This window comes from Streptomyces tendae (assembly GCF_014650435.1).
Lineage (GTDB): Bacteria > Actinomycetota > Actinomycetes > Streptomycetales > Streptomycetaceae > Streptomyces > Streptomyces tendae.
Window position 1 is genome coordinate 289,423 of record NZ_BMUY01000001.1, and the last position, 21,223, is coordinate 310,645.

22 protein-coding genes are annotated in these 21,223 nt (G+C 72.5%); 16 read left to right on the forward strand and 6 right to left on the reverse strand.

Annotated features, from left to right (window positions below; all coding sequences use genetic code 11):
• Positions 1-60: 60 nt before the first annotated feature.
• On the reverse strand, positions 61-615 hold the full coding sequence (locus IE258_RS01445; protein ID WP_189737841.1) for a hypothetical protein: 555 nt from the start codon (positions 613-615) through the stop codon (positions 61-63).
• Positions 616-823: 208 nt separating this feature from the next.
• Between IE258_RS01445 and tsaB the strand changes: the two genes are divergently transcribed.
• From tsaB to IE258_RS01485, 8 genes are all read left to right on the forward strand, one after another.
• Entirely contained in the window at positions 824-1,477 is a 654-nt protein-coding gene (gene tsaB, locus IE258_RS01450) for a tRNA (adenosine(37)-N6)-threonylcarbamoyltransferase complex dimerization subunit type 1 TsaB (RefSeq protein ID WP_159329604.1), read from the forward strand.
• Positions 1,474-2,007, forward strand: coding sequence for a ribosomal protein S18-alanine N-acetyltransferase (rimI, locus tag IE258_RS01455; RefSeq protein WP_011029840.1), 534 nt, complete (start codon positions 1,474-1,476; stop codon positions 2,005-2,007). The genes tsaB and rimI overlap by 4 nt, the downstream gene beginning before the upstream one ends.
• Complete coding sequence (gene tsaD, locus IE258_RS01460; RefSeq protein WP_159329605.1) at positions 2,000-3,133, forward strand: tRNA (adenosine(37)-N6)-threonylcarbamoyltransferase complex transferase subunit TsaD; 1,134 nt, start codon at positions 2,000-2,002, stop codon at positions 3,131-3,133. The genes rimI and tsaD overlap by 8 nt, the downstream gene beginning before the upstream one ends.
• Positions 3,130-3,414, forward strand: coding sequence for a hypothetical protein (locus IE258_RS01465; protein WP_189737843.1), 285 nt, complete (start codon positions 3,130-3,132; stop codon positions 3,412-3,414). The genes tsaD and IE258_RS01465 overlap by 4 nt, the downstream gene beginning before the upstream one ends.
• Positions 3,415-3,507: 93 nt before the next feature.
• Positions 3,508-4,569: a LacI family DNA-binding transcriptional regulator gene (locus tag IE258_RS01470; RefSeq protein ID WP_189737846.1), complete on the forward strand. Its 1,062-nt coding sequence runs from the start codon at positions 3,508-3,510 to the stop codon at positions 4,567-4,569.
• Positions 4,570-4,758: 189 nt separating this feature from the next.
• The gene (locus IE258_RS01475; RefSeq protein WP_189737849.1) at positions 4,759-5,796 is read left to right on the forward strand and encodes an LCP family protein; all 1,038 of its coding nucleotides are present in this window, start codon (positions 4,759-4,761) and stop codon (positions 5,794-5,796) included.
• A gap of 119 nt (positions 5,797-5,915) precedes the next feature.
• Positions 5,916-6,272, forward strand: a complete 357-nt coding sequence (locus IE258_RS01480; RefSeq protein ID WP_189737853.1) for a YciI family protein — start codon at positions 5,916-5,918, stop codon at positions 6,270-6,272.
• A gap of 64 nt (positions 6,273-6,336) precedes the next feature.
• A complete protein-coding gene (locus IE258_RS01485; RefSeq protein ID WP_189737856.1) occupies positions 6,337-7,593 on the forward strand; it encodes an RNA polymerase sigma factor in 1,257 nt (418 codons plus the stop codon).
• Here the strand turns inward: IE258_RS01485 and IE258_RS01490 are convergent.
• Positions 7,590-8,762, reverse strand: a complete 1,173-nt coding sequence (locus IE258_RS01490) for a class I SAM-dependent methyltransferase (protein ID WP_189737859.1) — start codon at positions 8,760-8,762, stop codon at positions 7,590-7,592. The two genes, IE258_RS01485 and IE258_RS01490, sit on opposite strands and share 4 nt — an antisense overlap.
• A 90-nt stretch (positions 8,763-8,852) precedes the next feature.
• On the opposite strand from IE258_RS01490, the gene IE258_RS01495 reads away from it, so the two are divergent.
• The 4 genes from IE258_RS01495 (at position 8,853) to groL (ending at position 12,994) form a co-directional block, all read left to right on the forward strand.
• Complete coding sequence (locus IE258_RS01495; RefSeq protein WP_189737862.1) at positions 8,853-9,779, forward strand: polysaccharide deacetylase family protein; 927 nt, start codon at positions 8,853-8,855, stop codon at positions 9,777-9,779.
• Positions 9,776-10,531 (forward strand): polysaccharide deacetylase family protein, encoded by a 756-nt coding sequence (locus IE258_RS01500; RefSeq protein ID WP_189737864.1) that lies wholly within the window; start codon positions 9,776-9,778, stop codon positions 10,529-10,531. Before IE258_RS01495 ends, IE258_RS01500 begins: the two co-directional genes overlap by 4 nt.
• 384 nt (positions 10,532-10,915) lie before the next feature.
• Positions 10,916-11,224, forward strand: coding sequence for a co-chaperone GroES (gene groES / locus IE258_RS01505; protein ID WP_003974211.1), 309 nt, complete (start codon positions 10,916-10,918; stop codon positions 11,222-11,224).
• Between the two features lie 144 nt (positions 11,225-11,368).
• Positions 11,369-12,994 (forward strand): chaperonin GroEL, encoded by a 1,626-nt coding sequence (groL, locus tag IE258_RS01510; RefSeq protein ID WP_159329614.1) that lies wholly within the window; start codon positions 11,369-11,371, stop codon positions 12,992-12,994.
• A gap of 212 nt (positions 12,995-13,206) precedes the next feature.
• Here groL and IE258_RS01515 read toward each other — a convergent pair whose 3' ends face one another.
• The 3 genes from IE258_RS01515 to IE258_RS01525 form a co-directional block, all read right to left on the reverse strand.
• Positions 13,207-14,478: a hypothetical protein gene (locus IE258_RS01515; protein WP_189737867.1), complete on the reverse strand. Its 1,272-nt coding sequence runs from the start codon at positions 14,476-14,478 to the stop codon at positions 13,207-13,209.
• 157 nt (positions 14,479-14,635) lie between these two features.
• Positions 14,636-15,409, reverse strand: coding sequence for an SDR family NAD(P)-dependent oxidoreductase (locus tag IE258_RS01520; RefSeq protein ID WP_127894056.1), 774 nt, complete (start codon positions 15,407-15,409; stop codon positions 14,636-14,638).
• Positions 15,410-15,464: 55 nt separating this feature from the next.
• Positions 15,465-16,133, reverse strand: coding sequence for an MOSC domain-containing protein (locus IE258_RS01525; RefSeq protein ID WP_189737870.1), 669 nt, complete (start codon positions 16,131-16,133; stop codon positions 15,465-15,467).
• A 96-nt stretch (positions 16,134-16,229) separates the two neighbouring features.
• Here IE258_RS01525 and IE258_RS01530 point away from each other — a divergent pair, with 96 nt between their 5' ends.
• Positions 16,230-17,144, forward strand: a complete 915-nt coding sequence (locus IE258_RS01530; protein ID WP_189737873.1) for a LysR family transcriptional regulator — start codon at positions 16,230-16,232, stop codon at positions 17,142-17,144.
• A 92-nt stretch (positions 17,145-17,236) separates the two neighbouring features.
• Here IE258_RS01530 and IE258_RS01535 read toward each other — a convergent pair whose 3' ends face one another.
• The gene (locus IE258_RS01535) at positions 17,237-17,575 is read right to left on the reverse strand and encodes a WhiB family transcriptional regulator (protein ID WP_029394253.1); all 339 of its coding nucleotides are present in this window, start codon (positions 17,573-17,575) and stop codon (positions 17,237-17,239) included.
• Between the two features lie 381 nt (positions 17,576-17,956).
• On the opposite strand from IE258_RS01535, the gene IE258_RS01540 reads away from it, so the two are divergent.
• The 3 genes from IE258_RS01540 to guaB all read left to right on the forward strand — a co-directional run bounded on the left by IE258_RS01540 (position 17,957) and on the right by guaB (position 21,097).
• Complete coding sequence (locus tag IE258_RS01540) at positions 17,957-18,568, forward strand: response regulator transcription factor (protein WP_003948568.1); 612 nt, start codon at positions 17,957-17,959, stop codon at positions 18,566-18,568.
• 281 nt (positions 18,569-18,849) lie between these two features.
• Positions 18,850-19,437: a sigma-70 family RNA polymerase sigma factor gene (locus tag IE258_RS01545; protein WP_087807702.1), complete on the forward strand. Its 588-nt coding sequence runs from the start codon at positions 18,850-18,852 to the stop codon at positions 19,435-19,437.
• Positions 19,438-19,591: 154 nt separating this feature from the next.
• Entirely contained in the window at positions 19,592-21,097 is a 1,506-nt protein-coding gene (guaB, locus tag IE258_RS01550) for an IMP dehydrogenase (RefSeq protein WP_159329621.1), read from the forward strand.
• Positions 21,098-21,223 lie beyond the last annotated feature (126 nt).

The following is a 21,223-nucleotide window of genomic DNA, read 5'->3' on the forward strand; positions in this document are numbered from 1 at the left end:
GCCACCGCGAGGCCGCCCGGCACCCGGCGGTAGACCGCGGGGCCACGGCCCCGCGCGTCGTCAGGGGACGACGACGACCTGCCGTCCGATCGTCGCGAAATTCCACATCGCCTCGCCGTCGGCGCGCGACTCGCGGATGCCGCCGGTGGGCCGGTCCGGGTCGGGCGCGGCCGTCGAGCCGTCGACCGCCGCGCTGAACCCGATGGCCACGCCCTGGGCGCCGGCGAAGCGCACCACGTGCTCGACCGGGATGCCGTCGGACCCGGTGATGCGGTTGGACCGGGAGGTGACCGTGTAGGCGCCCGGGGTCGGATCGACCGTGCTGGGCGTGACCTCGAAGGTGCGCCGCACCTTGTTCCCGGGGCCGACCAGCCAGACGCGGTCGTCGTCCACCGAGTACACCACCCGTTCACCCGTTCCGGACATGGCGGGCAGCGCGTGCGGATGCCGCCGGTCGCGCGGCGCCTTGGCGGCGCCCGGGGCAGGGCTGACGGTCGCGCCGGTCCGGCCGAGGTCGTCCGGGACGCTGACGGACGCCTGGTGGGCGAGGACGCCGATGGTCACCAGGGCCGCCGCCGTGAGGCCGGTGACGATACCGGCGCTGCTGCTTACCACTGGCGACCACCTCGTCGTCGTACTCGTGCGTCTTGCGCCCGGCGTGCCGCGTGCCACGTCCCGGGTGTCGTGCTCCGGGCGACGGTAGCAGTACGTGAGCGGGCGGACGCGGTGTGCGACACGGAGTGGGCGGGCCCGTCCCGCCGGGCGCCGCCGGGTTGTCCACAGGGCGTCCGGCGCGGGCCCCGCGGCGCCGTAGGCTGTTTGCGTGCTCTTGCTCGCTCTGGATACCGCCACGCCCGCCGTCACCGTCGCGCTCCACGACGGTACGGACGTCATCGCCTCGTCGAGCCAGGTCGACGCGCGCCGGCACGGTGAGCTGCTGCTGCCCGCCGTCGACCGGGTGCTCGCCGAGGCCGGTCTGCGGCTCGACGCCGTCACCGGCATCGTCGCCGGCACCGGCCCCGGCCCGTACACGGGGCTGCGCGTCGGCCTGATGACCGCGGACGCCTTCGGACTCGCACTCGGCGTGCCCGTGCACGGCCTGTGCACGCTGGACGGCCTCGCGTTCGCCGCCGACCTGGAGGGCCCCTTCGTGGTGGCGACCGACGCCCGCCGCAAGGAGGTCTACTGGGCGCGGTACGCCGACTCCCGCACCCGCCTCACCGACCCGGCCGTCGACCGGCCCGCCGACATCGCCGGCCAGGTGGCCGGGCTCCCGGCCGTCGGCGCGGGCGCGCTGCTGTACCCGGACACCTTCCCCCGGGCGCACGAGCCGGAGCACGTGTCCGCCGCCGCCCTGGCCCGGCTGGCCGCCGAGAAGCTGGCGGCGGGGGAGGAGCTGCCCGCGCCCCGGCCGCTGTACCTGCGCCGTCCGGACGCCCAGGTCCCCAAGAACTACAAGGTGGTCACCCCGAAGTGACCGAGCCAGCCACCGCCGAGTCCGCACCCGCCGCGCTGCGCGAGATGCGCTGGTGGGACATCGACCCCGTGCTCCGCATGGAGCGCGAGCTGTTCCCCGAGGACGCCTGGTCGCGGGGGATGTTCTGGTCCGAGCTGGCGCACGCGCGCGGCCCCGGCGCGACCCGGCGCTACCTGGTCGCCGAGGAGGACGGCCACGTCGTCGGCTACGCGGGCCTGGTCACCTCCGGGGAGCAGGCCGACGTGCAGACCATCGCCGTCGCCCGCGACCACTGGGGCACCGGGCTCGGGGCGCGGCTGCTGACCGAGCTGCTGCGCGCGGCGACCGACTTCGAGTGCACCGAGGTGCTCCTGGAGTGCCGAGTGGACAACACCCGGGCCCAGCGGCTCTACGAGCGCTTCGGCTTCGAGCCCATCGGCTTCAGACGCGGCTACTACCAGCCGGGGAACGTGGACGCCCTGGTGATGCGCCTGACCGACCCGTCCACCTCCGTACCCGGCACCGAACGAGGAACCGAGAACCATGGCTGACTCACGCGACGAGCCTCTCGTCCTGGGGATCGAGACCTCCTGCGACGAGACCGGCGTCGGCATCGTCCGCGGCACCACCCTGCTGGCCGACGCCGTCGCCTCCAGCGTCGACGAACACGCCCGCTTCGGCGGCGTCGTGCCGGAGGTGGCCAGCCGCGCCCACCTGGAGGCGATGGTGCCGACCATCGACCGCGCCCTCAAGGAGGCGGGGGTGAGCGCCCGCGACCTCGACGGCATCGCCGTCACCGCGGGACCCGGGCTCGCGGGCGCCCTGCTGGTCGGCGTCTCGGCGGCCAAGGCGTACGCCTACGCGCTCGGCAAGCCCCTGTACGGCGTCAACCACCTCGCCTCGCACATCTGCGTCGACCAGCTCGAACACGGCGCGCTGCCCGAGCCGACGATGGCGCTGCTGGTCTCCGGCGGCCACTCCTCGCTCCTGCTGTCGACGGACATCACCTCGGACGTCCGCCCGCTGGGCGCCACCATCGACGACGCGGCCGGCGAGGCATTCGACAAGGTCGCCCGTGTGCTCAACCTGGGCTTCCCGGGCGGCCCGGTCATCGACCGGTACGCGCGCGAGGGCGACCCGGACGCGATCGCCTTCCCGCGCGGTCTGACCGGCCCGCGCGACGCGGCGTACGACTTCTCCTTCTCCGGTCTCAAGACGGCCGTGGCCCGCTGGATCGAGGCGAAGCGGGCGGCGGGCGAGGAGGTGCCGGTGCGTGACGTGTCGGCCTCCTTCCAGGAGGCGGTCGTGGACGTGCTGACCCGCAAGGCGGTGCGGGCCTGCAAGGACGAGGGTGTCGACCACCTGATGATCGGCGGCGGCGTGGCCGCCAACTCGCGGCTGCGGGCGCTGGCCCAGGAGCGCTGCGAGGCGGCCGGCATCCGGCTGCGCGTACCCCGCCCCAAGCTGTGCACGGACAACGGCGCCATGGTCGCCGCGCTCGGCGCCGAGATGGTCGCCCGGAACCGGGCCGCGTCCGACTGGGACCTCTCGGCGGACTCCTCCCTCCCGGTGACCGACCCGCACGTGCCGGGCCGGGGCCACGACCACGGCACCCACCACGGTCACCACGGCCACGACCACGTCCACGAAGTGAGCAAGGAGAACCTGTACTCGTGACCGTCGCGCTGATGTGGGAGGCGCGGGCGCTTCCCGGCCGGGGTGAGGAACTGCTGACCTGGGCCCGCACCCAGGCACTCGCAGGCACTCCGCTCCGCCGGGAGACCCTGCGCGCCCCGCAGGACCGCGTGCTCGTCATCACCTGGTGGGACGCCGACCTCGACGCCGAGCTGCCGGAACTGCCGGAGCCGGACAAGGGCCTGGTGACGCGGGCAGCACACCGGTGGCGGTTCGAGTCGGTCCAGGACGACGACGAGGACGGCGGGGACGGCGACCGCTAGCGCGAATGATTCGGCAGGTATTCCGAATGTTCCGATGGCCCTCGGTCCGCCGTCCCCTTCGTCAGGCGGCCTCATGGGGTTACGATCGCCGCCATGACATCCCCGCAGCCCGCTGAAACCCGGACGCAAAAGCGGTCCCCGCAGACCGCGACCCTCGCCGAGATCGCGCGTGAGGCCGGTGTGTCGGCGCCGACTGTTTCGAAGGTGCTCAACGGCCGCGCCGACGTCGCACCGTCGACCCGGGCCCGCGTCGAGGAGCTGCTCCGCGTCCACGGCTATAGGCGCAGGCGTGCCGAGTCGACCCGCTCGCCCCTGATCGACCTGGTCTTCCACGAGCTGGAGAGCGCCTGGGCGATGGAGGTCATCCGCGGCGTGGAGAACGTGGCCAGGGACGCCGGACTCAGCGTCGTGCTCTCCGAGAGCGCGGGCCGCCTCACACCCGGCCGGACCTGGGCCGACCAGGTCGCCGCCCGCCGCCCGCACGGCGTGATCCTCGTGCTGTCCGGCCTCGACGAGTCCCAGAGGGCCCTGCTCACCAGCCGCTCCATCCCGTTCGTGGTGATGGACCCGGCCGGCGACCCGGGCGCCGACGTGCCGTCCATCGGTGCCACCAACTGGCAGGGCGGCCTCGCCGCCACCCGCCACCTGGTCGACCTCGGCCACACCCGCATCGGCGCGATCAGCGGACCCACCCGCATGATGTGCAGCCGCGCCCGCGTCGACGGGTACCGCGCCGCACTGGAGACGGCGGGGTTGCCGGTCGACCCGGACCTGATCGTGACCGGCGACTTCCACCACGAGGCCGGCTACCGGCAGGGCCTGGAGCTGCTGCGCCGCCCGGACCGGCCGACCGCCGTCTTCGCCGGCAACGACCTCCAGGCGCTGGGCCTGTACGAGGCCGCGCGCGAGCTGGGGCTGCGCATCCCGCACGACCTGAGCGTGGTCGGGTTCGACGACCTGCCGGTGGCGCGCTGGGTGGGTCCGCCGCTGACGACCGTACGGCAGCCGCTGATGGAGATGGCCGAGGCGGCGGCCCGGCTGGTGCTGGACCTCGGGCGGGACGACGGCTCCTCGACGGCGACCCGGGTGGAGCTGGCCACCAGCCTGGAGGTGCGCAGCAGCACGGCGCCGCCCCAGGAGGGACAAGCCGCTTAGTGACAAGCCGCGGAGGGATGAGCCGCGGCGGTATGAGCCGCGAAGGGATGAGCGGATAAGCCCTCAGTCTGAGAATTTCCGCAGAAGCCCGGCCCACCTGTTCCAGTTTCAATAATTCGGACTTATGTTCCTTCCGGCGGGGCATCCGGGTGGGGACGCGGACGGGACTGGCAGGGCGGGGGCTGACGCATGGCGGCACGGGGCGGACAGGACGGTCGGGGCGGCCGCCGGAAGGGGTTGAGGGTGGCCGGCCTCGCCCTGGCCGGTTCCCTGCTGCTCGGTGCAGGGGCGGCCGGCTGGGCGTACTGGCACCTGAACGGCAACATCAAAAGCGTCGACATCAACGGCGCCCTCGGGGACGACCGCCCCGCGCGACCGGTCACCGCCCCCTCCGCCTCGCCCTCCGCCTCCCCGGTGCCCACCGGCGCCCTGAACCTCCTCGTCCTCGGCTCCGACTCGCGCAGCGGCGAGGAGAACCGGGAACTCGGCGGCGGCGACAGCGGCGGCGCCCGCTCGGACACCGCGATGGTCGTCCACCTCGACGCGGGCCGCACCGCCGCCACCGTCGTCAGCATCCCGCGCGACACGCTCGTCGAGCGGCCCTCCTGCCCGCTGCCGTCCGGCGGGACGACCCGTGAGGCGAGCGGCGCGATGTTCAACACCGCCTACGAACTGGGCGGGCCGGTCTGCGCGGTCAAAACCGTCGAGACGCTCACCGGCGTGCGCATGGACCACTACGTCGAGGTCGACTTCTCCGGCTTCGCCGACCTGGTCGACGCGCTCGGCGGGGTCACCGTCACCACGGACGTCGACATCGACGACGACAAGAGCCACCTGCACCTGGACGCCGGCACCCACCACCTCGACGGCACCGAGGCGCTCGGCCTGGCCCGCACCCGGTACGGGCTGGCCGGCGGCAGCGACCTCGCCCGGATAGAGCTCCAGCACAAGCTGGTGAAGGCGCTCCTCGAACAGGTCTCCGCCACCGACCTGCTCACCGACCCCGCGAAGCTCTACCAGGTCGCCGACGCGCTCACCGGCAGCCTCACCACCGACACCGGCCTGGACTCGCTGGGCGAGCTGACGAACCTGGGCCGCAGCCTCGGGGACCTCGCCGCGGACGACGTACGCACACTGACGATGCCGGTGCTGCCGGCGCCCTCGGACCCCAACCGGGTGGTGGCCGACCAGCCGGAGGCCGCCGACCTGTGGGAATCGCTGCGCTGAGCGAGGTCCCGAAAGGTCCCGAAAATCTTCCCGGCGTGTGTCGATCCGCGACCGGCCCGTTCGACGCAAGGGTGAGAGGCCGGGAGAAGCCCGGCAGCCGAACCACCCGAGGAGTCACCATGCCCCGCTACCTGTCGCTGATCCGCATCGAGGAGTCCGACGCCCTGCCCGGCGGCCCCAGCCCCGAGCTGGTGCAGCGGATGGAGAAGCTGATGGAGGAGATGACCAAGGCCGGCGTCCTGCTGGACACGGCCGGCCTGACCCCGACCAGCCAGGGCACCCGCGTCCACTACGAGGGCGGACAGCTCTCCGTCACCGACGGGCCCTTCACCGAGACCAAGGAGGTCATCGGCGGCTACTCCCTCCTCCAGGCCAAGGACCGGGCCGAGGCGATCGAGTGGACCAAGCGGTTCCTGAAGACCCACGAGGAGTACTGGACGGTGACCTGCGAGGTGCGGGAGCTGATGGAGGGCTGAGCCGACGGAGGGCGGCCAGAGCCCCGTTTTGCCCCGGCGTCCCGAGGGTGTTGCATGGTGGGCTGTGGAACCGCAGCCCACCGCCGCCCTCGAAACCGTCTTCCGGCTGGAGTCGCCCCGCGTCATCGCCGGCGTGGCCCGGCTCGTGAGGGACGTCGGCATCGCCGAGGAACTCACCCAGGACGCCCTGGTCGCGGCCCTGGAGCAGTGGCCCAGGGACGGAGTGCCCGACAACCCGGGCGCCTGGCTCATGGCCACCGCCCGCCGCCGCGCCGTCGACCTGATCCGGCGCCGGGAGACCTACGCCCGCAAGCTCGCGGAGATCGGCCGGGACCTGCCCGCCGCGGCGCCCCCGCCCGAGGAGCCCGCCGACCCCGAGGACATCGACGACGACCTGCTCCGGCTGGTCTTCACCGCCTGCCACCCGGTGCTGTCCGCCGAGGCCCGCATCGCCCTCACCCTCCGGCTGCTCGGCGGCCTGACCACGCCGGAGATCGCCCGCGCCTGCCTCGTCCCCGAACCGACCGTCGCGCAGCGCATCGTGCGCGCCAAACGCACCCTGGCCAGGAAGAACATCGACTTCGAGGTGCCGTACGGCCCGGACCGCGCGGCCCGCCTCGGCTCGGTCCTGGAGGTCATCTACCTGATCTTCAACGAGGGTTACGCGGCCACCGCCGGCGACGACTGGCTCCGCCCCGCCCTGTGCGAGGACGCCCTGCGCCTGGCCCGCGTCCTGTCGGCCCTGATGCCGAAGGAACCCGAGGTCCACGGCCTGACCGCGCTGCTGGAGTTCCAGTCCTCCCGCACCGCGGCCCGCACCGGCCCCGACGGCGAGCCCGTCCTCCTGGAGGACCAGAACCGCCACCGCTGGAACCGCCTGCTCGTCGCCCGCGGCATCACCGCCCTCGACCACGCCCACGCCGCCACCGGCTCCGGCGCCCCGGGCCCGTACGTCCTCCAGGCCGCGATCGCCGCCTGCCACGCGACGGCCCACACGTACCAGGAGACCGACTGGCCCCGCATCGCCACGCTCTACGGCCTGCTCGCGGCCCGCACCCCGTCCCCGGTCGTGGAACTCAACCGCGCGGTCGCCGTCTCCAAGGCCGAGGGACCGGCCCCCGCACTGGCCCTCGTGGACGCCCTCGCCGCCGAACCCGCCCTGCGCGACTACCACCTGCTCCCCAGCGTCCGCGGCGACCTCCTGGCCCGCCTGGGCCGTACGAGCGAGGCACGCGCGGAGTTCGAACGCGCCGCGTCCCTGACCCGCAACGCCCGCGAACGCGCGCTCCTGCTGGACCGGGCGCGGGAGGCGGACGGTTAACCCGCCGGGCGCCCGATCAGCATCGTCGGCGCCCCCGCGACCCGTGTCATGAACACGGTCGCGGCGTTCGGACCCTGCGGTTTGACCTTCTTCCGCAGCTCCTCCGGCTCCACCGCCGAGCCCCGCTTCTTCACCGTCAGCGTGCCGACCCCGCGCTCCCGCAGCAGCGCCTTGAGCTTCTTGACGTTGAAGGGCATCCGGTCGGTGATCTCGTAGGCGGTGGCGTACGGGGTGCTGCGCAGCTCGTCGGCGGTGACGTAGGCGATGGTCGGGTCGATCAGCCCGCCGTCCAGGTCCTCGGCGACCTCGGCGACCAGGTGGGCGCGGATGACGGCGCCGTCCGGCTCGTACAGGTACCGGCCGGGCGGGCGCACCTCGGGGTCGGGCAGGCCGGTGCCCGGCAGGGTGCGGGGGCCGGGCAGCAGTGTGGCCCGCACCGCCCCCGGCGCCGCGCCGGTCCCGAACCACAGCACGGCCTCCTTCACGTCCCCGCCGTCGGAGATCCACTCCGCCTCGGCGTCCTCGGGCACCGCCTCGTGCGGGATGCCGGGCGCCACCTTCAGCGCGGCGGCCCGGGAGGCCGTACGGGCCGCCCGCACGGCCCAGGACAACGGCGGCGAGTACGCCTCGGGATCGAAGATCCGGCCCCGCCCGCCCCTGCGCGCGGGATCGACGAACACGGCGTCGTACGCCTCCGTGTCCACTTCCGCGACATCCGCCTCGCGCACCTCGATCAGGTCGCCTAGCCCCAGCGCGTCGGCGTTGGCGCGGGCCGCCGCGGCCGTGGCCGGGTCCCGATCGACGGCGAGCACCCGGATCCCGGCCCTGGCCAGCGCGATCGCGTCGCCCCCGATCCCGCAGCACAGGTCGGCGACGGAGGTCACGCCCAGCGCCGCGAACCGCTCCGCCCGGTACGCCGCCACGCTCGCGCGGGTGGACTGCTCGACCCCGTTGGGCGTGAAGAACATCCGCCCGGCGTCCTCGGCCCCGAACTTCGCCACCGCGCGCTGCCGCAGCCGCGCCTGCCCGAGCGCCGCCGACACCAGCTCGGCGGGGTGCGTGCGCCGCAGCCGGGTCGCGACCGCCAACTCCCGTGCGGGGTCGGTGTCGCGCACCTCGTCGAGGAGCGCGCGGCCTTCGGGGGTGAGGAGGAAGTCGAGGTCGTTCACCGGGTCATTGTGGGCCAGTCGGTGGATCGTGTGCCTCCGGCGCGGTGTCGGGCCGGGTTCGGCGGCAGGGGACTGCGAGGATCCGGCACCATGCGAGAAGTCGTACAAAATGACAAAAGTCGGGTGTCGCGTCGCGTGTCTCGGACACCTCGTGCCACCGCCGTCCTCGCCGTCGCCGTAGCCGCCCTCGCCGCCGGCTGCGCGCAGGGCGACGACCAGGGCGTGCGGGGCGCCCCCGGTCAGCAGGCACCCCCGGCCCGCGCGGTCGACGGCGCGGCGAAGGCGCGCGAGGCCCGGGCCGCCCTGGCCGCCGCCGCCAAGCGCTGGAAACTCGACAAGGTCCCGCTGACGGCCCCCGCGCCCCCCGCGAAGAAGCCGGAGATCGAGGCCCGCGAGGGCTTCGAGGTCGACGGCCAGGAGTCGGACGACCTCCCGCCGGTCTTCACCACGGTCCCCACCAAGGAGAAGATCGTCTTCCTCACCATCGACGACGGCGCCGAGAAGGACCCGGCGTTCCTGAAGATGATGAGCGAACTGAAGATCCCGTACACCGTCTTCCTCACCGACGAGGAGATCAAGGACGACTACGGCTACTTCAAGAAGATGCAGGCCCGCGGCATCACCCTCAACAACCACACCCTGAGCCACCCCTACCTCCCCGGTCTCTCCTACGAGGACCAGAAGCGGGAGATCTGCGGCATGCAGGACGTGATGGAGAAGCACTACGGCAAGCGCCCCGTCCTCTTCCGCCCGCCCTACGGCAACTACAACCGCGACACCCTGCGCGCCGCCAAGTCCTGCGGGATCGAGTACGCCCCGATCTGGAGCGAGGAGGTGTACGTCGACCACTGGGAGTACCGGGAGTGGGACCAGGACCTGCACCCCGGCGACATCGTCCTCACCCACTTCCGGGGCACCGACGACTGGGACGGCACGATGACCGACATGGTCCGCCGCTTCCTGGACCGGATCACCGCCGACGGATACGCGGTGGCCCGCCTGGAGGACTACCTGTGAGGCGAGGGCGGTCCCGCCCGCCCGGCGCCGCCCCGGCCCCCCTCCTGCTCCTCCTGCTCCTGCTGCTCCCGCTCACCGCCTGCGACCGGCTCGCCACCGGCCCCGCCCCCGTCGAGCACGCGGCGGCGGCCGGGGACCCGGCCCAGGACGCCGACCGGGGCCGTCGGACGCCGTCCGCCGTGGACCACGTCCGCACCGACGACCCGGTCGTCTTCCTCACCTACGACGACAGCGCCGAGCGCGACCCCGCCTTCGCCGGCCTGGTCCGCGAACGGCGGCTCCCGGTCACCCTGTTCCTCACCGACACCGTCGCCGGACCGGCCTACGGCGACCTCGCCCGGCTGCGCCCCTTCGGCGCGAGCCTGCAGAACCACACCCTCGATCACCGCTCCCTGCGCGGCCTGCCGTACGCCGGTCAGCGCGCCGAGATCTGCGGCCAGCAGACCAAGCTCAGGTCCCGCTTCGGCGTCCGCGCCCACCTCTTCCGCCCGCCGCACGGCACGTACGACACCACGACCCTGCGCGCCGCCGCCGACTGCGGGATCACGGCCCTGGTCCTGTGGCGCGCCACCCTGGACGCCGACGGCGCCCTCACCTACACGCGCGGCGAGCCCCGCCTGCACCCCGGCGACATCATCGCCGTGGACCCGGACCACCCGACGGCCACGAACCTGACGGCCCGCACGGAACGTTTGCTGAACACGATCGAGGAGCAGGGACTGAGGGTGGGCAACTTGGAGGACTACCTCTGAGCCCTCGGGCGCGCCGACCCCTGCCCTCCTGTCGCCGACCGGCATTCTCCAGCCCGTTGGGGGTGCCCCCTCCGGGGGAGTTTGAGGACGAGGTCCGTTCAGGGCCGAAGCGGGGGCCTGGGGGCGGCAGCCCCCAGCGACGCCCACACCCACGCCGGGTGCCTCCACAAACCGGCGTTCACACGAAAACACCGCCGACGCGCCGTCGGCATTGGCACTCCGCTTGACCGAGTGCTAATCGCAGTCATAGTCTCGGGTCTGGCACTCCCCACTGGAGAGTGCCAACTACGCGACGGGCAGGTCCGGCACCCGCGACGACGGATCCACCTGGTCGCCACCTCAGACAGTTAACCCCGTGAGATCTCCGAAGGGGGAGGTCGGATCGTGACGACCACCAGCTCCAAGGTTGCCATCAAGCCGCTCGAGGACCGCATCGTGGTCCAGCCGCTCGACGCCGAGCAGACCACGGCTTCGGGCCTGGTCATTCCGGACACCGCCAAGGAGAAGCCCCAGGAGGGCGTCGTCCTGGCCGTCGGCCCGGGCCGCTTCGAGGACGGCAACCGCCTTCCGCTCGACGTCAGCGTCGGCGACGTCGTGCTCTACAGCAAGTACGGCGGCACCGAGGTGAAGTACAACGGCGAGGAGTACCTCGTCCTCTCGGCCCGCGACGTGCTCGCGATCGTCGAGAAGTAGAAGCAGCTCTCAAGTAGCTCTTCACTTCACCGAAGCACCTTGCTTTCCAGCTGCGCCCCTGGCTCCCGCGACCTTAAAAAGCCGGGCGTCGGGGGCGCAGTTGCCGTATAACCCCAAGATTTCCGGAAGAGGGCTCACGCTCCCATGGCGAAGATCCTGAAGTTCGACGAGGACGCCCGTCGCGCCCTCGAGCGCGGCGTCAACAAGCTCGCCGACACCGTGAAGGTGACGATCGGCCCCAAGGGCCGCAACGTCGTCATCGACAAGAAGTTCGGCGCCCCCACCATCACCAACGACGGCGTCACCATCGCCCGCGAGGTCGAGGTCGAGGACCCGTACGAGAACCTCGGCGCCCAGCTGGTGAAGGAGGTGGCGACCAAGACCAACGACATCGCGGGTGACGGCACCACCACCGCCACCGTGCTCGCCCAGGCGCTCGTGCGCGAGGGCCTGAAGAACGTCGCCGCGGGTGCCTCCCCGGCGCTGCTGAAGAAGGGCATCGACGCGGCCGTCGCCGCCGTGTCGGAAGACCTTCTCGCCACCGCCCGCCCGATCGACGAGAAGTCCGACATCGCCGCCGTGGCCGCGCTGTCCGCCCAGGACCAGCAGGTCGGCGAGCTGATCGCCGAGGCGATGGACAAGGTCGGCAAGGACGGTGTCATCACCGTCGAGGAGTCCAACACCTTCGGTCTGGAGCTGGACTTCACCGAGGGCATGGCCTTCGACAAGGGCTACCTGTCGCCGTACTTCGTGACGGACCAGGAGCGCATGGAGGCCGTCCTCGACGACCCGTACATCCTGATCAACCAGGGCAAGATCTCCTCCATCGCGGACCTGCTGCCGCTGCTGGAGAAGGTCATCCAGGCCAACGCCTCCAAGCCGCTGCTGATCATCGCCGAGGACCTGGAGGGCGAGGCGCTCTCCACCCTCGTCGTCAACAAGATCCGCGGCACCTTCAACGCGGTGGCCGTCAAGGCCCCCGGCTTCGGCGACCGCCGCAAGGCGATGCTGCAGGACATGGCCGTCCTCACCGGCGCCACGGTCATCTCCGAGGAGGTCGGCCTCAAGCTCGACCAGGTCGGCCTCGAGGTGCTCGGCACCGCCCGCCGCATCACCGTCACCAAGGACGACACCACGATCGTCGACGGTGCCGGCAAGCGCGACGAGGTCGAGGGCCGCATCAACCAGATCAAGGCCGAGATCGAGGCCACGGACTCCGACTGGGACCGCGAGAAGCTCCAGGAGCGCCTCGCGAAGCTGGCCGGCGGCGTGTGCGTGATCAAGGTCGGCGCCGCCACCGAGGTGGAGCTGAAGGAGCGCAAGCACCGTCTGGAGGACGCCATCTCCGCGACCCGCGCCGCGGTCGAGGAGGGCATCGTCTCCGGTGGTGGCTCCGCGCTGGTCCACGCCGTCAAGGTGCTCGAGGGCAACCTCGGCAAGACCGGCGACGAGGCCACCGGTGTCGCGGTCGTCCGCCGCGCCGCCGTCGAGCCGCTGCGCTGGATCGCCGAGAACGCCGGCCTGGAGGGCTACGTCATCACCTCCAAGGTCGCCGAGCTCGACAAGGGCCAGGGCTTCAACGCCGCCACCGGCGAGTACGGCGACCTGGTCAAGGCCGGCGTCATCGACCCGGTGAAGGTCACCCGCTCCGCCCTGGAGAACGCCGCCTCCATCGCCTCCCTCCTGCTGACGACCGAGACCCTGGTCGTCGAGAAGAAGGAAGAGGAAGAGCCGGCCGCGGCGGGCCACGGCCACGGGCACGCCCACTGAGCGCTGCGCTGAGCTGAGCCGAGTGAACGGTGCCCGGTCCCCTGCGGGGGGCCGGGCACCGTTGCGTCGGGGCGCCGGTGCCGGGGACGCGTCTGCCCCGTCGGGTTTGTTGCCGGGTGCGGCGCCGTTGTGGCTGGTCGCGCAGTTCCCCGCGCCCCTTGGGGGTGTTGCAGCTGACGAGTCTCAGTTCCCCGCGACCCTTGGGGGCGCCGTCACAGCAGGCCGCTCAGTGGTAGTACGCGTTCGGCGAGTCGGCCCCGTAGCCGGCCGGCGGTGGTGTCCGCCTCCTCCTCGAGCCAGCCCGCGGCGGTCAGCAGTCCGGCGTGTTCGGCGACTTCCTCGGGCCGCAGGCCGCAGAACTGGGCGACCTCGTCCAGCGCCAGACCGGCGTCCTCGCCGCCGCCTCCCAGGCACCCGCCGGGACGGCTGTGGGCCGCGGTGTACACCGCGAGGAGCCTGGTGGCAGCCCCGGCCTTCTTCTTCCGCAGCTTCCGGTCACCCACCACCTTCTGCGCCCACCCCGAGAGCCGGGCCCGGGTGACCTTGCCGAAGAAGAACGGGCGGGGCGCGGTGGCCAGCAGCGAGGGAACCGTCACCTGGGCGGGCTCCTCGGGCCGGGACGTCAGCGCGTCGTCGGCGGTGACGTCCTCCGGCAGCAGCAGCCAGCCCACGTCGACGAGCTCCTGGAGCACCCGCTCGGCGTCGCCCTGCAACCAGCCGCCGAGGTCCTGCCCGGTGACGTTCCCGGTACCGGCGCGCGCGGCCCGCAGGGTGAGCATCAGCACCGCGAGCCGCGCCTCCGCCCCGGGGAGCGGGGACCCGACCCGGACGTGCTCCAGCACCGTGCGGGCGTGGACGCCCTGGCCCCGGGTCAGCAACCGCTCGACGACCGGCCCCTCCCCGTCCACCGGGACGCCGCGGCGGTTGGCGTCCATCTCGCGGGTGGTCCGCGCGGCCGCCGCGGCCCGGTCCGCTTCCTCCCGCAGGGACGCGTCGTCGGTGACGTCCGCCCACAGGGCGAAGGCGCGGGCCTTGCGGTCGTGCAGTTCGGCGAGGACGGCGAGATCCGGTTCGGGCCGCCGCTGGTACGCCCGGAACGCGTCCCCGAGTTCCGTCAGCTCCAGGCGCAGCACCTCGGGCTGGAGATCGTCCGGCACGATCCGCTGCGCGATCTTCGGCCACGATTTCTTCTCCCGTCGGGACCCGCGGCGCGGCGGGCCGGTACGGGCACGTGGCAGTGCCGCCGAGCGGGTGCCCTCGGCGGGAACACCGGTGCTCTCGGCCGGGGCACCGGATGCGGCGGCGGGGGAGTGCGAGGGCGAGGGGACGCCGTCGGAGAACATCACCGCCGCTCCGCCGCCCGCGGGAGCCCGGCCCACCCCGGCAGCCGCCCGCCGTGTGCGGCCCGCCGTCGCCCCGTCCGTACGCCCTCCGCCGGTGCCGTCGACGAACAGCTCGCCCCGGTCACCCGTGCCCGCACTCACCCGATCCCGTCCTCTCGCTCGCCGCCCTGCGACCTCCCGCACACCACGGGCGCAGCCACCCGACGCTACGTCGCACCGGCACACGGTTCAGGACGGACCGCACCGGATCACACGGTCGGGTGACGGTCCCGGGTTGCCGACGATCTCGCCGACGGCCCTACTGCGGCCCGTACTTGCGCCCCGTCCGCGACGTGATCCCGCCCAGCAGGCCCCGCGGCACCAGCTTGGCCGCGCCCATCAGGGTCTTGTAGCGGGGGTCGGGGATCGACAGGGACTTGCCGCGGGACAGGTCGGCGAGGCCCGCGGCGACGACGTTGTCCGCGTCGAGCCACATCCAGTTCGGGATGTTGTCCGTGCCCATGCCGGCCCGCTCGTGGAACTCCGTGCGCACGAAGCCGGGCGCCAGGGCCATCAGGCGTACGCCGCTGCCGGCCAGGTCCTTCGCCACGCCCTGGGTGAACTGCACGACCCACGCCTTGGAGGCGCCGTAGGTGCCGCGCGGGACGAAGGCGGCGACCGAGGCCACGTTGACGACGCCGCCGCGGCCCCGCTCCCGCATCGCCTCCACCGCCGCCGAGGTCAGCCGGAGCACCGCCTCGCAGTGCACCTTGAGCATGGTCAGCTCGTCGGCCATGGGGACGTCGAGGAAACGGCCCTTGTTGCCGAAACCGGCGTTGTTGATCAGCAGGTCGACGGGGTTCCTGCGGTCCCCCAGCCGGGCGGCCACCGCGTCGATGCCGGCGTCCGTCGACAGGTCCGCCGTCAGCACCTCCGCCTCGATGCCGTGCCGGTCGTGCAGTTCGGTGGCCTGTTCGCGCAGCCGCTTGGTGTCGCGGGCCACCAGCACCAGGTCGTGGCCGTCGGCCGCGAGCCGGCGGGCGAACGCGGCGCCGAGGCCCGCCGTCGATCCGGTAATCAATGCCGTTGTCATGGCGCAAGGTTAGGGGCGCGCGGGGAGGGGACCGGACCGAGCCCGTCCGCTTCGCTCAGGCGCCGTACTGCGCCACGTACTTCCGCGCCGTCGCCAGCGCCTCCCCGTGCAGCGCGTCGCCCGCCGCGAGCAGCCGGGGGAGCAGCTCCCGTTGGGTGGTCACCGCGCGGAACTGCAGGGCCACCGTCACCTCGTGGGCGGGCCGGTGCACGATCCGCACCGGGTCGCCGGCCCGGATCTCGCCCGGCTCCAGGACCCGGAAGTAGGCGCCCGGCACGCCCTTCTCCGTGAAGCGCTTCACCCAGCGCGGCTCACCCATGTGGCCCTGGAAGGTGCGGCAGGGGATGCGTCCGGACGTCACCTCCAGGAGCAGCTCGGGGCCGACCCGCCAGCGCTCGCCGATGAGGGCACCGGCGAGGTCGAGGCCGGTGGTGGTGAGGTTCTCGCCGAACGAGCCGTTCGGCAGCGCGCGGCCCAGCTCGCCTTCCCAGGCGTCCAGGTCCTCGCGCGCCACCGCGTACACCGCCTGGTCGTCGCCGCCGTGGTGCCGGGTGTCGCAGACGGAGTCCCCGGCCAGACCGCTCGCCCCGACGCCCTTCGACCCGGGTGCCGCGACCCGCACGGGCCCCTCGGCGGGGCGCTTGTCGATGCCGGTGACGCCCTCGGGCTGGTCCGTGTACGGCACCGCCTTCGCGCGTCCCAGGTTGACGGACAGAAGCCTCATGGCGGGAAGGTGCATGCGAGAACGGTAGGACATGCGCGATCAAAGGCGCGACGCGTTATTCGGCATCCGGTCAAAGGGTCGCTTATCCTCGGCGGTGTGATCGAGGCTCGTCATCTCCGCGTGCTGCGCGCCGTGGCATCGACCGGTTCCTTCTCCGCCGCCGGGCGCGAGCTGGGCTGCACCCAGCCGGCCGTCAGCCAGCAGATGAAGGCCCTGGAGTCCTCCGTCGGCACGCCCCTGCTCGTGCGCACCGGACGCGAGATGCGGCTGACCCAGGCCGGAGAGGCGCTGGTGCGGCACGCCGCCGGGATCATCGCCGGGCTCACCGCGGCCGAGGAGGAGGTCGCCGCGATCGCCGGGCTGCGCGCCGGGCGGGTCCGGCTGGTCTCCTTCCCCAGCGGCAGCTCCACCCTCGTACCGACCGCCCTGGCCGCGCTGCGCGCCGCGCACCCCGGCACCCGGGTCTCCCTGGAGGAGGCCGAGCCGCCGAACTCCGTCGAGCTGCTGCGCGAGGGCGACTGCGACGTGGCCCTCGCCTTCCGCTACGAGGGCGCGGCCGGCGCCGAGGAGTGGGACGACCTCGTCGTACGGCCGCTGCTGACCGACCGGCTGGTTGCGCTGGTCCCGGACGGGCACCGGCTCGCCCGTACCGAGGGGTCGGTGGCCATCGGGGAGCTGGCCCGGGAGTCCTGGATCGCGGGCTGCCCGCGCTGTCGCGGTCAGCTGGTCGAGGTGTGCGAAGGTGCCGGGTTCTCTCCCCGCATCGACTTCGCGACCGACGACTACCCGGCGGTGGTCGGCCTGGTCGGTGCGGGCCTCGGCGTGGCCGTGCTGCCCCAGCTCGCCGTCGAGTCCGTACGGCCCCGGGGGGTGCGGACGGTCGCGCTGGAGCCGGCCGTGCGGCGGGAGATCGTCGCGCTCACGCTGCCCGACCTGGCGCAGGTGCCGGCGGTGGTGGCGACCCTGGACGAGCTGGCCCGGGCGGGGGCGCGCCAGTCGGCGGCGCGCTGAGCGCGTCGGGGAGTCACACACCGACCGCGTCGGGGTGTCCTGCACCGGGCTGTCGAGAGCCTTTCGTCGCCTTCTTTCAGAGAAACGTTCCTTCAGTGAGGGGCGGCCGCCTCCCCGCCGGCCGACGCCGAGGCCGTCGCCGCCACCAGGCGGTTGCGGGCCCGTCCCATCAGTTCTTCGCGCTCGTCCTCGGTCAGCCCGCCCCACACGCCGTACGGCTCACGCACCGCCAGCGCGTGCGCCGCGCACTCGGCGCGGACCGGGCACCTCATGCAGACCTCCTTGGCCGAGTTCTCGCGAGCGCTCCGTGCCGCACCGCGTTCGCCTTCCGGATGGAAGAAGAGCGAGCTGTCCACCCCGCGGCACGCAGCCAGGAGCTGCCAGTCCCACAGGTCCGCGTTCGGTCCGGGAAGGCGGGAGAAATCTGCCATTGCGTGACCCCTTGTAGCCGTTCTGGGTGGATACGGTGTCCACGACCGTACAACTACGATCTAAGGAGATGAAAATATGACTCATTGCGAATCTAGCCGCAGACACCAGCGAAGTGGAAGAAAAGCGGCTGAATGGGGCACCGCTTGTGATGAAACGGCGCGGGTCCGACGCGCATGTCTGCTGCGTGGCGGCCCCCTCACGTAGAGTGCCGAAGACGACACACAGCCCCGTAACTCTTTCGAGTGACCATCGTTGAGAGTGCGGAGGCGGTTGAAGGAACAAGTGCTCGGGCGGGCGTCCGGGACGGTCGACCGCACAGGTGACGATTTCGTACCAGCCTGGAGGCTCAACGTGACGCGCAAGAGCTGCGGAGGACGGCCATGACTTCCGTCCTCGTCTGCGACGACTCCCCGCTTGCCCGAGAGGCGCTCCGCCGTGCGGTCGCGACCGTGCCCGGCGTCGAGCGCGTGACGACGGCCGCCAACGGCGAGGAAGTCCTCCGCCGCTGGGGAGCCGACCGCTCGGACCTGATTCTGATGGACGTGCGCATGCCCGGTCTGGGCGGCGTCGAGACCGTCCGGCGGCTGCTGTCCGCCGACCCCGGCGCGCGCATCATCATGCTCACCGTCGCCGAGGACCTGGACGGCGTGGCCCTCGCGGTCGCCGCCGGTGCCCGTGGCTACCTGCACAAGGACGCCTCGCGCGCCGAGCTGCGCGCCACCGTGACCCAGGCCCTCGCCGACCCGACCTGGCGGCTCGCCCCGCGCCGGCTGCGCTCGGCCGAGATGGGTGCCGCGCCCACCCTCACCGCGCGTGAGATCCAGGTGCTCGAGGGCATGAGCCACGGCCGCTCCAACGCGGAGATCGGCCGCGAGCTGTTCCTCTCCGAGGACACCGTCAAGACCCACGCCCGTCGGCTCTTCAAGAAGCTCGGCGCCTCGGACCGGGCGCACGCCGTGGCGCTCGGCTTCCGGTGGGGCCTGGTCCGCTAGGAGCGCCCCCGTGCGAGGGAGTCCGAAAGGACCCGTCGGGGATGCGACTTTCCCCGCTTATCGCGAGGTGAGCGGGGGTGACAAGGCGACCCGCCGGGTGCCCGCTGCTCGTTTCGCCGCGGATGACGCATCCTTGAGGTGTGGAGTTCCTCGGGGACGAGTCGGTCGAGCGGAAGGGGAGGGCGCAGGGGATGAGTTCCGGCGCACCTGCTCATAACGCTTCGGTGCACAACAACAGGCACGAAGCCACGGATCGGACGGCCGCAAGGCACGATGGACCGATGCGTGACGACGAGACGCCCCCGGACCAGGGGACGGTAGGTGGGCTCGTCCACCGCGCCGTGGACGGGGACGAGCAGGCCACGCACGACCTGCTCGCCCATGTCCACCCCCTGGCGCTGCGCTACTGCCGTACGCGCCTGTCCCGGCTGCCCGGTGACGCCCGGCACTTCGTCGAGGACCTCGCCCAGGAGGTCTGCGTCGCGGTGCTGCTCGCGCTGCCCCGCTACAAGGACACCGGACGCCCCTTCGAGGCGTTCGTCTTCGCCATCGCCGCCCACAAGGTCGCCGACCTCCAGCGCGCCGCGATGCGCCACCCCGGCTCGACCGCCGTCCCGTCCGACGAGATGCCCGAGCGGCCGGACGACTCGCTGGGCCCCGAGGAGCGGGCGCTGCTCAACAGCGACGCCGCCTGGGCCAAGAAACTCCTGGCCAACCTGCCGGAGAACCAGCGCGAGCTGCTCCTGCTGCGCATCGCGGTCGGACTCACGGCCGAGGAGACCGGGCAGATGTTGGGAATGTCACCAGGGGCGGTGCGGGTCGCCCAGCACCGGGCGCTGAGCCGGCTGCGGGCGCTGGCGGAGCAGTAGGGCGCGCGGCGCCCGGCGAGGGTCCGCCTCGTACGGAAGCGGCTCTCGTGCAAAAACACGAAGGTCGCACGCTTCCTTGATCGTGGAATGACCCACGTCCACTTCCCGTTAGCATGGACATCCGCACCGATCAAGGCCATTTGGGGAAGGTGTCATGACTGCCAACGTCGACGGAGTGCCCGAGAAATTCGCGACACTCGGGCTGACCTACGACGACGTGCTGCTGCTGCCGGGCGCCTCCGCGGTGCTTCCGAACGCGGTCGACACCTCGTCCCGCATCTCCCGCAACGTGCGGGTCAACATCCCGCTGCTCTCCGCGGCCATGGACAAGGTGACCGAGTCCCGGATGGCCATCTCCATGGCCCGCCAGGGCGGCGTCGGCGTCCTGCACCGCAACCTGTCCATCGAGGACCAGGCCAACCAGGTCGACCTGGTGAAGCGCTCCGAGTCGGGCATGGTGGCCAACCCCATCACCATCCACCCGGACGCCACCCTCGGCGAGGCCGACGCCCTGTGCGCCAAGTTCCGCATCAGCGGCGTCCCGGTCACCGACGGCGCGGGCAAGCTGCTCGGCATCGTCACCAACCGCGACATGGCCTTCGAGACCGACCGCACCCGGCAGGTGCGCGAGGTCATGACGCCGATGCCGCTGGTCACCGGCCAGGTCGGCATCTCCGGCGTGGACGCCATGGAGCTGCTGCGCCGCCACAAGATCGAGAAGCTGCCGCTGGTCGACGCCGACGGCATCCTCAAGGGCCTGATCACGGTCAAGGACTTCGTCAAGGCCGAGCAGTACCCGCACGCCGCCAAGGACGCCAAGGGCCGCCTGCTCGTCGGCGCCGCCGTGGGCGCCAGCCCCGAGGCCCTCGACCGCGCCCAGGCGCTCGCCGAGGCCGGGGTGGACTTCCTCGTCGTCGACACCTCGCACGGGCACAACAGCAACGCGCTGAGCTGGATGTCGAAGATCAAGTCGAGCGTCGGCATCGACGTCGTCGGCGGCAACGTCGCCACCCGCGACGGCGCCCAGGCCCTGATCGACGCGGGTGTCGACGGCATCAAGGTCGGCGTCGGCCCCGGCTCCATCTGTACGACCCGCGTCGTCGCCGGCATCGGCGTCCCGCAGGTCACCGCGATCTACGAGGCGTCCCTCGCCGCCCGCGCCGCCGGGGTGCCCCTCATCGGCGACGGCGGCCTCCAGTACTCCGGCGACATCGGCAAGGCGCTGGCCGCCGGCGCCGACACCGTGATGCTGGGCAGCCTGCTCGCGGGCTGCGAGGAGTCGCCGGGCGAGCTGCAGTTCATCAACGGCAAGCAGTTCAAGTCGTACCGCGGCATGGGCTCGCTGGGCGCCATGCAGTCCCGCGGCCAGGGCCGGTCGTACTCGAAGGACCGCTACTTCCAGGCCGAGGTCGCCTCCGACGACAAGCTCGTGCCCGAGGGCATCGAGGGCCAGGTCCCCTACCGGGGCCCGCTGGCCAACGTCCTGCACCAGCTCGTCGGCGGCCTGCGCCAGACCATGGGCTACGTGGGCGCGGCCACCATCGAGGAGATGGAGTCCAAGGGCCGCTTCGTCCGGATCACCTCCGCGGGCCTCAAGGAGAGCCACCCGCACGACATCCAGATGACGGTCGAGGCGCCGAACTACAGCCGCAGCAAGTAGGCGGCCGTACGGTCGTAGCAAGCAAGTACACGGGCAGCAGCCTCCGAGGGCGGCTCCGGAGTATCCGGGGCCGCCCTCTGCGGTGCCCCGGCGCACCCGTCGGGGATACTGGAAGGCGCTGCAACG

Excerpts from the sequence above, each read along its gene's own strand:
- IE258_RS01520 (WP_127894056.1), bottom strand. The coding sequence starts at position 15,409 with ATGACAACGGCATTGATTACCGGATCGACGGCGGGCCTCGGCGCCGCG.
- IE258_RS01470 (WP_189737846.1), top strand. The coding sequence starts at position 3,508 with ATGACATCCCCGCAGCCCGCTGAAACCCGGACGCAAAAGCGGTCCCCG.
- IE258_RS01475 (WP_189737849.1), top strand. The coding sequence starts at position 4,759 with ATGGCGGCACGGGGCGGACAGGACGGTCGGGGCGGCCGCCGGAAGGGG.
- guaB (WP_159329621.1), top strand. The coding sequence starts at position 19,592 with ATGACTGCCAACGTCGACGGAGTGCCCGAGAAATTCGCGACACTCGGG.
- tsaD (WP_159329605.1), top strand. The coding sequence starts at position 2,000 with ATGGCTGACTCACGCGACGAGCCTCTCGTCCTGGGGATCGAGACCTCC.
- IE258_RS01545 (WP_087807702.1), top strand. The coding sequence starts at position 18,850 with ATGCGTGACGACGAGACGCCCCCGGACCAGGGGACGGTAGGTGGGCTC.
- IE258_RS01495 (WP_189737862.1), top strand. The coding sequence starts at position 8,853 with ATGCGAGAAGTCGTACAAAATGACAAAAGTCGGGTGTCGCGTCGCGTG.
- IE258_RS01480 (WP_189737853.1), top strand. The coding sequence starts at position 5,916 with ATGCCCCGCTACCTGTCGCTGATCCGCATCGAGGAGTCCGACGCCCTG.
- IE258_RS01525 (WP_189737870.1), bottom strand. The coding sequence starts at position 16,133 with ATGAGGCTTCTGTCCGTCAACCTGGGACGCGCGAAGGCGGTGCCGTAC.
- groL (WP_159329614.1), top strand. The coding sequence starts at position 11,369 with ATGGCGAAGATCCTGAAGTTCGACGAGGACGCCCGTCGCGCCCTCGAG.
- IE258_RS01540 (WP_003948568.1), top strand. The coding sequence starts at position 17,957 with ATGACTTCCGTCCTCGTCTGCGACGACTCCCCGCTTGCCCGAGAGGCG.
- IE258_RS01535 (WP_029394253.1), bottom strand. The coding sequence starts at position 17,575 with ATGGCAGATTTCTCCCGCCTTCCCGGACCGAACGCGGACCTGTGGGAC.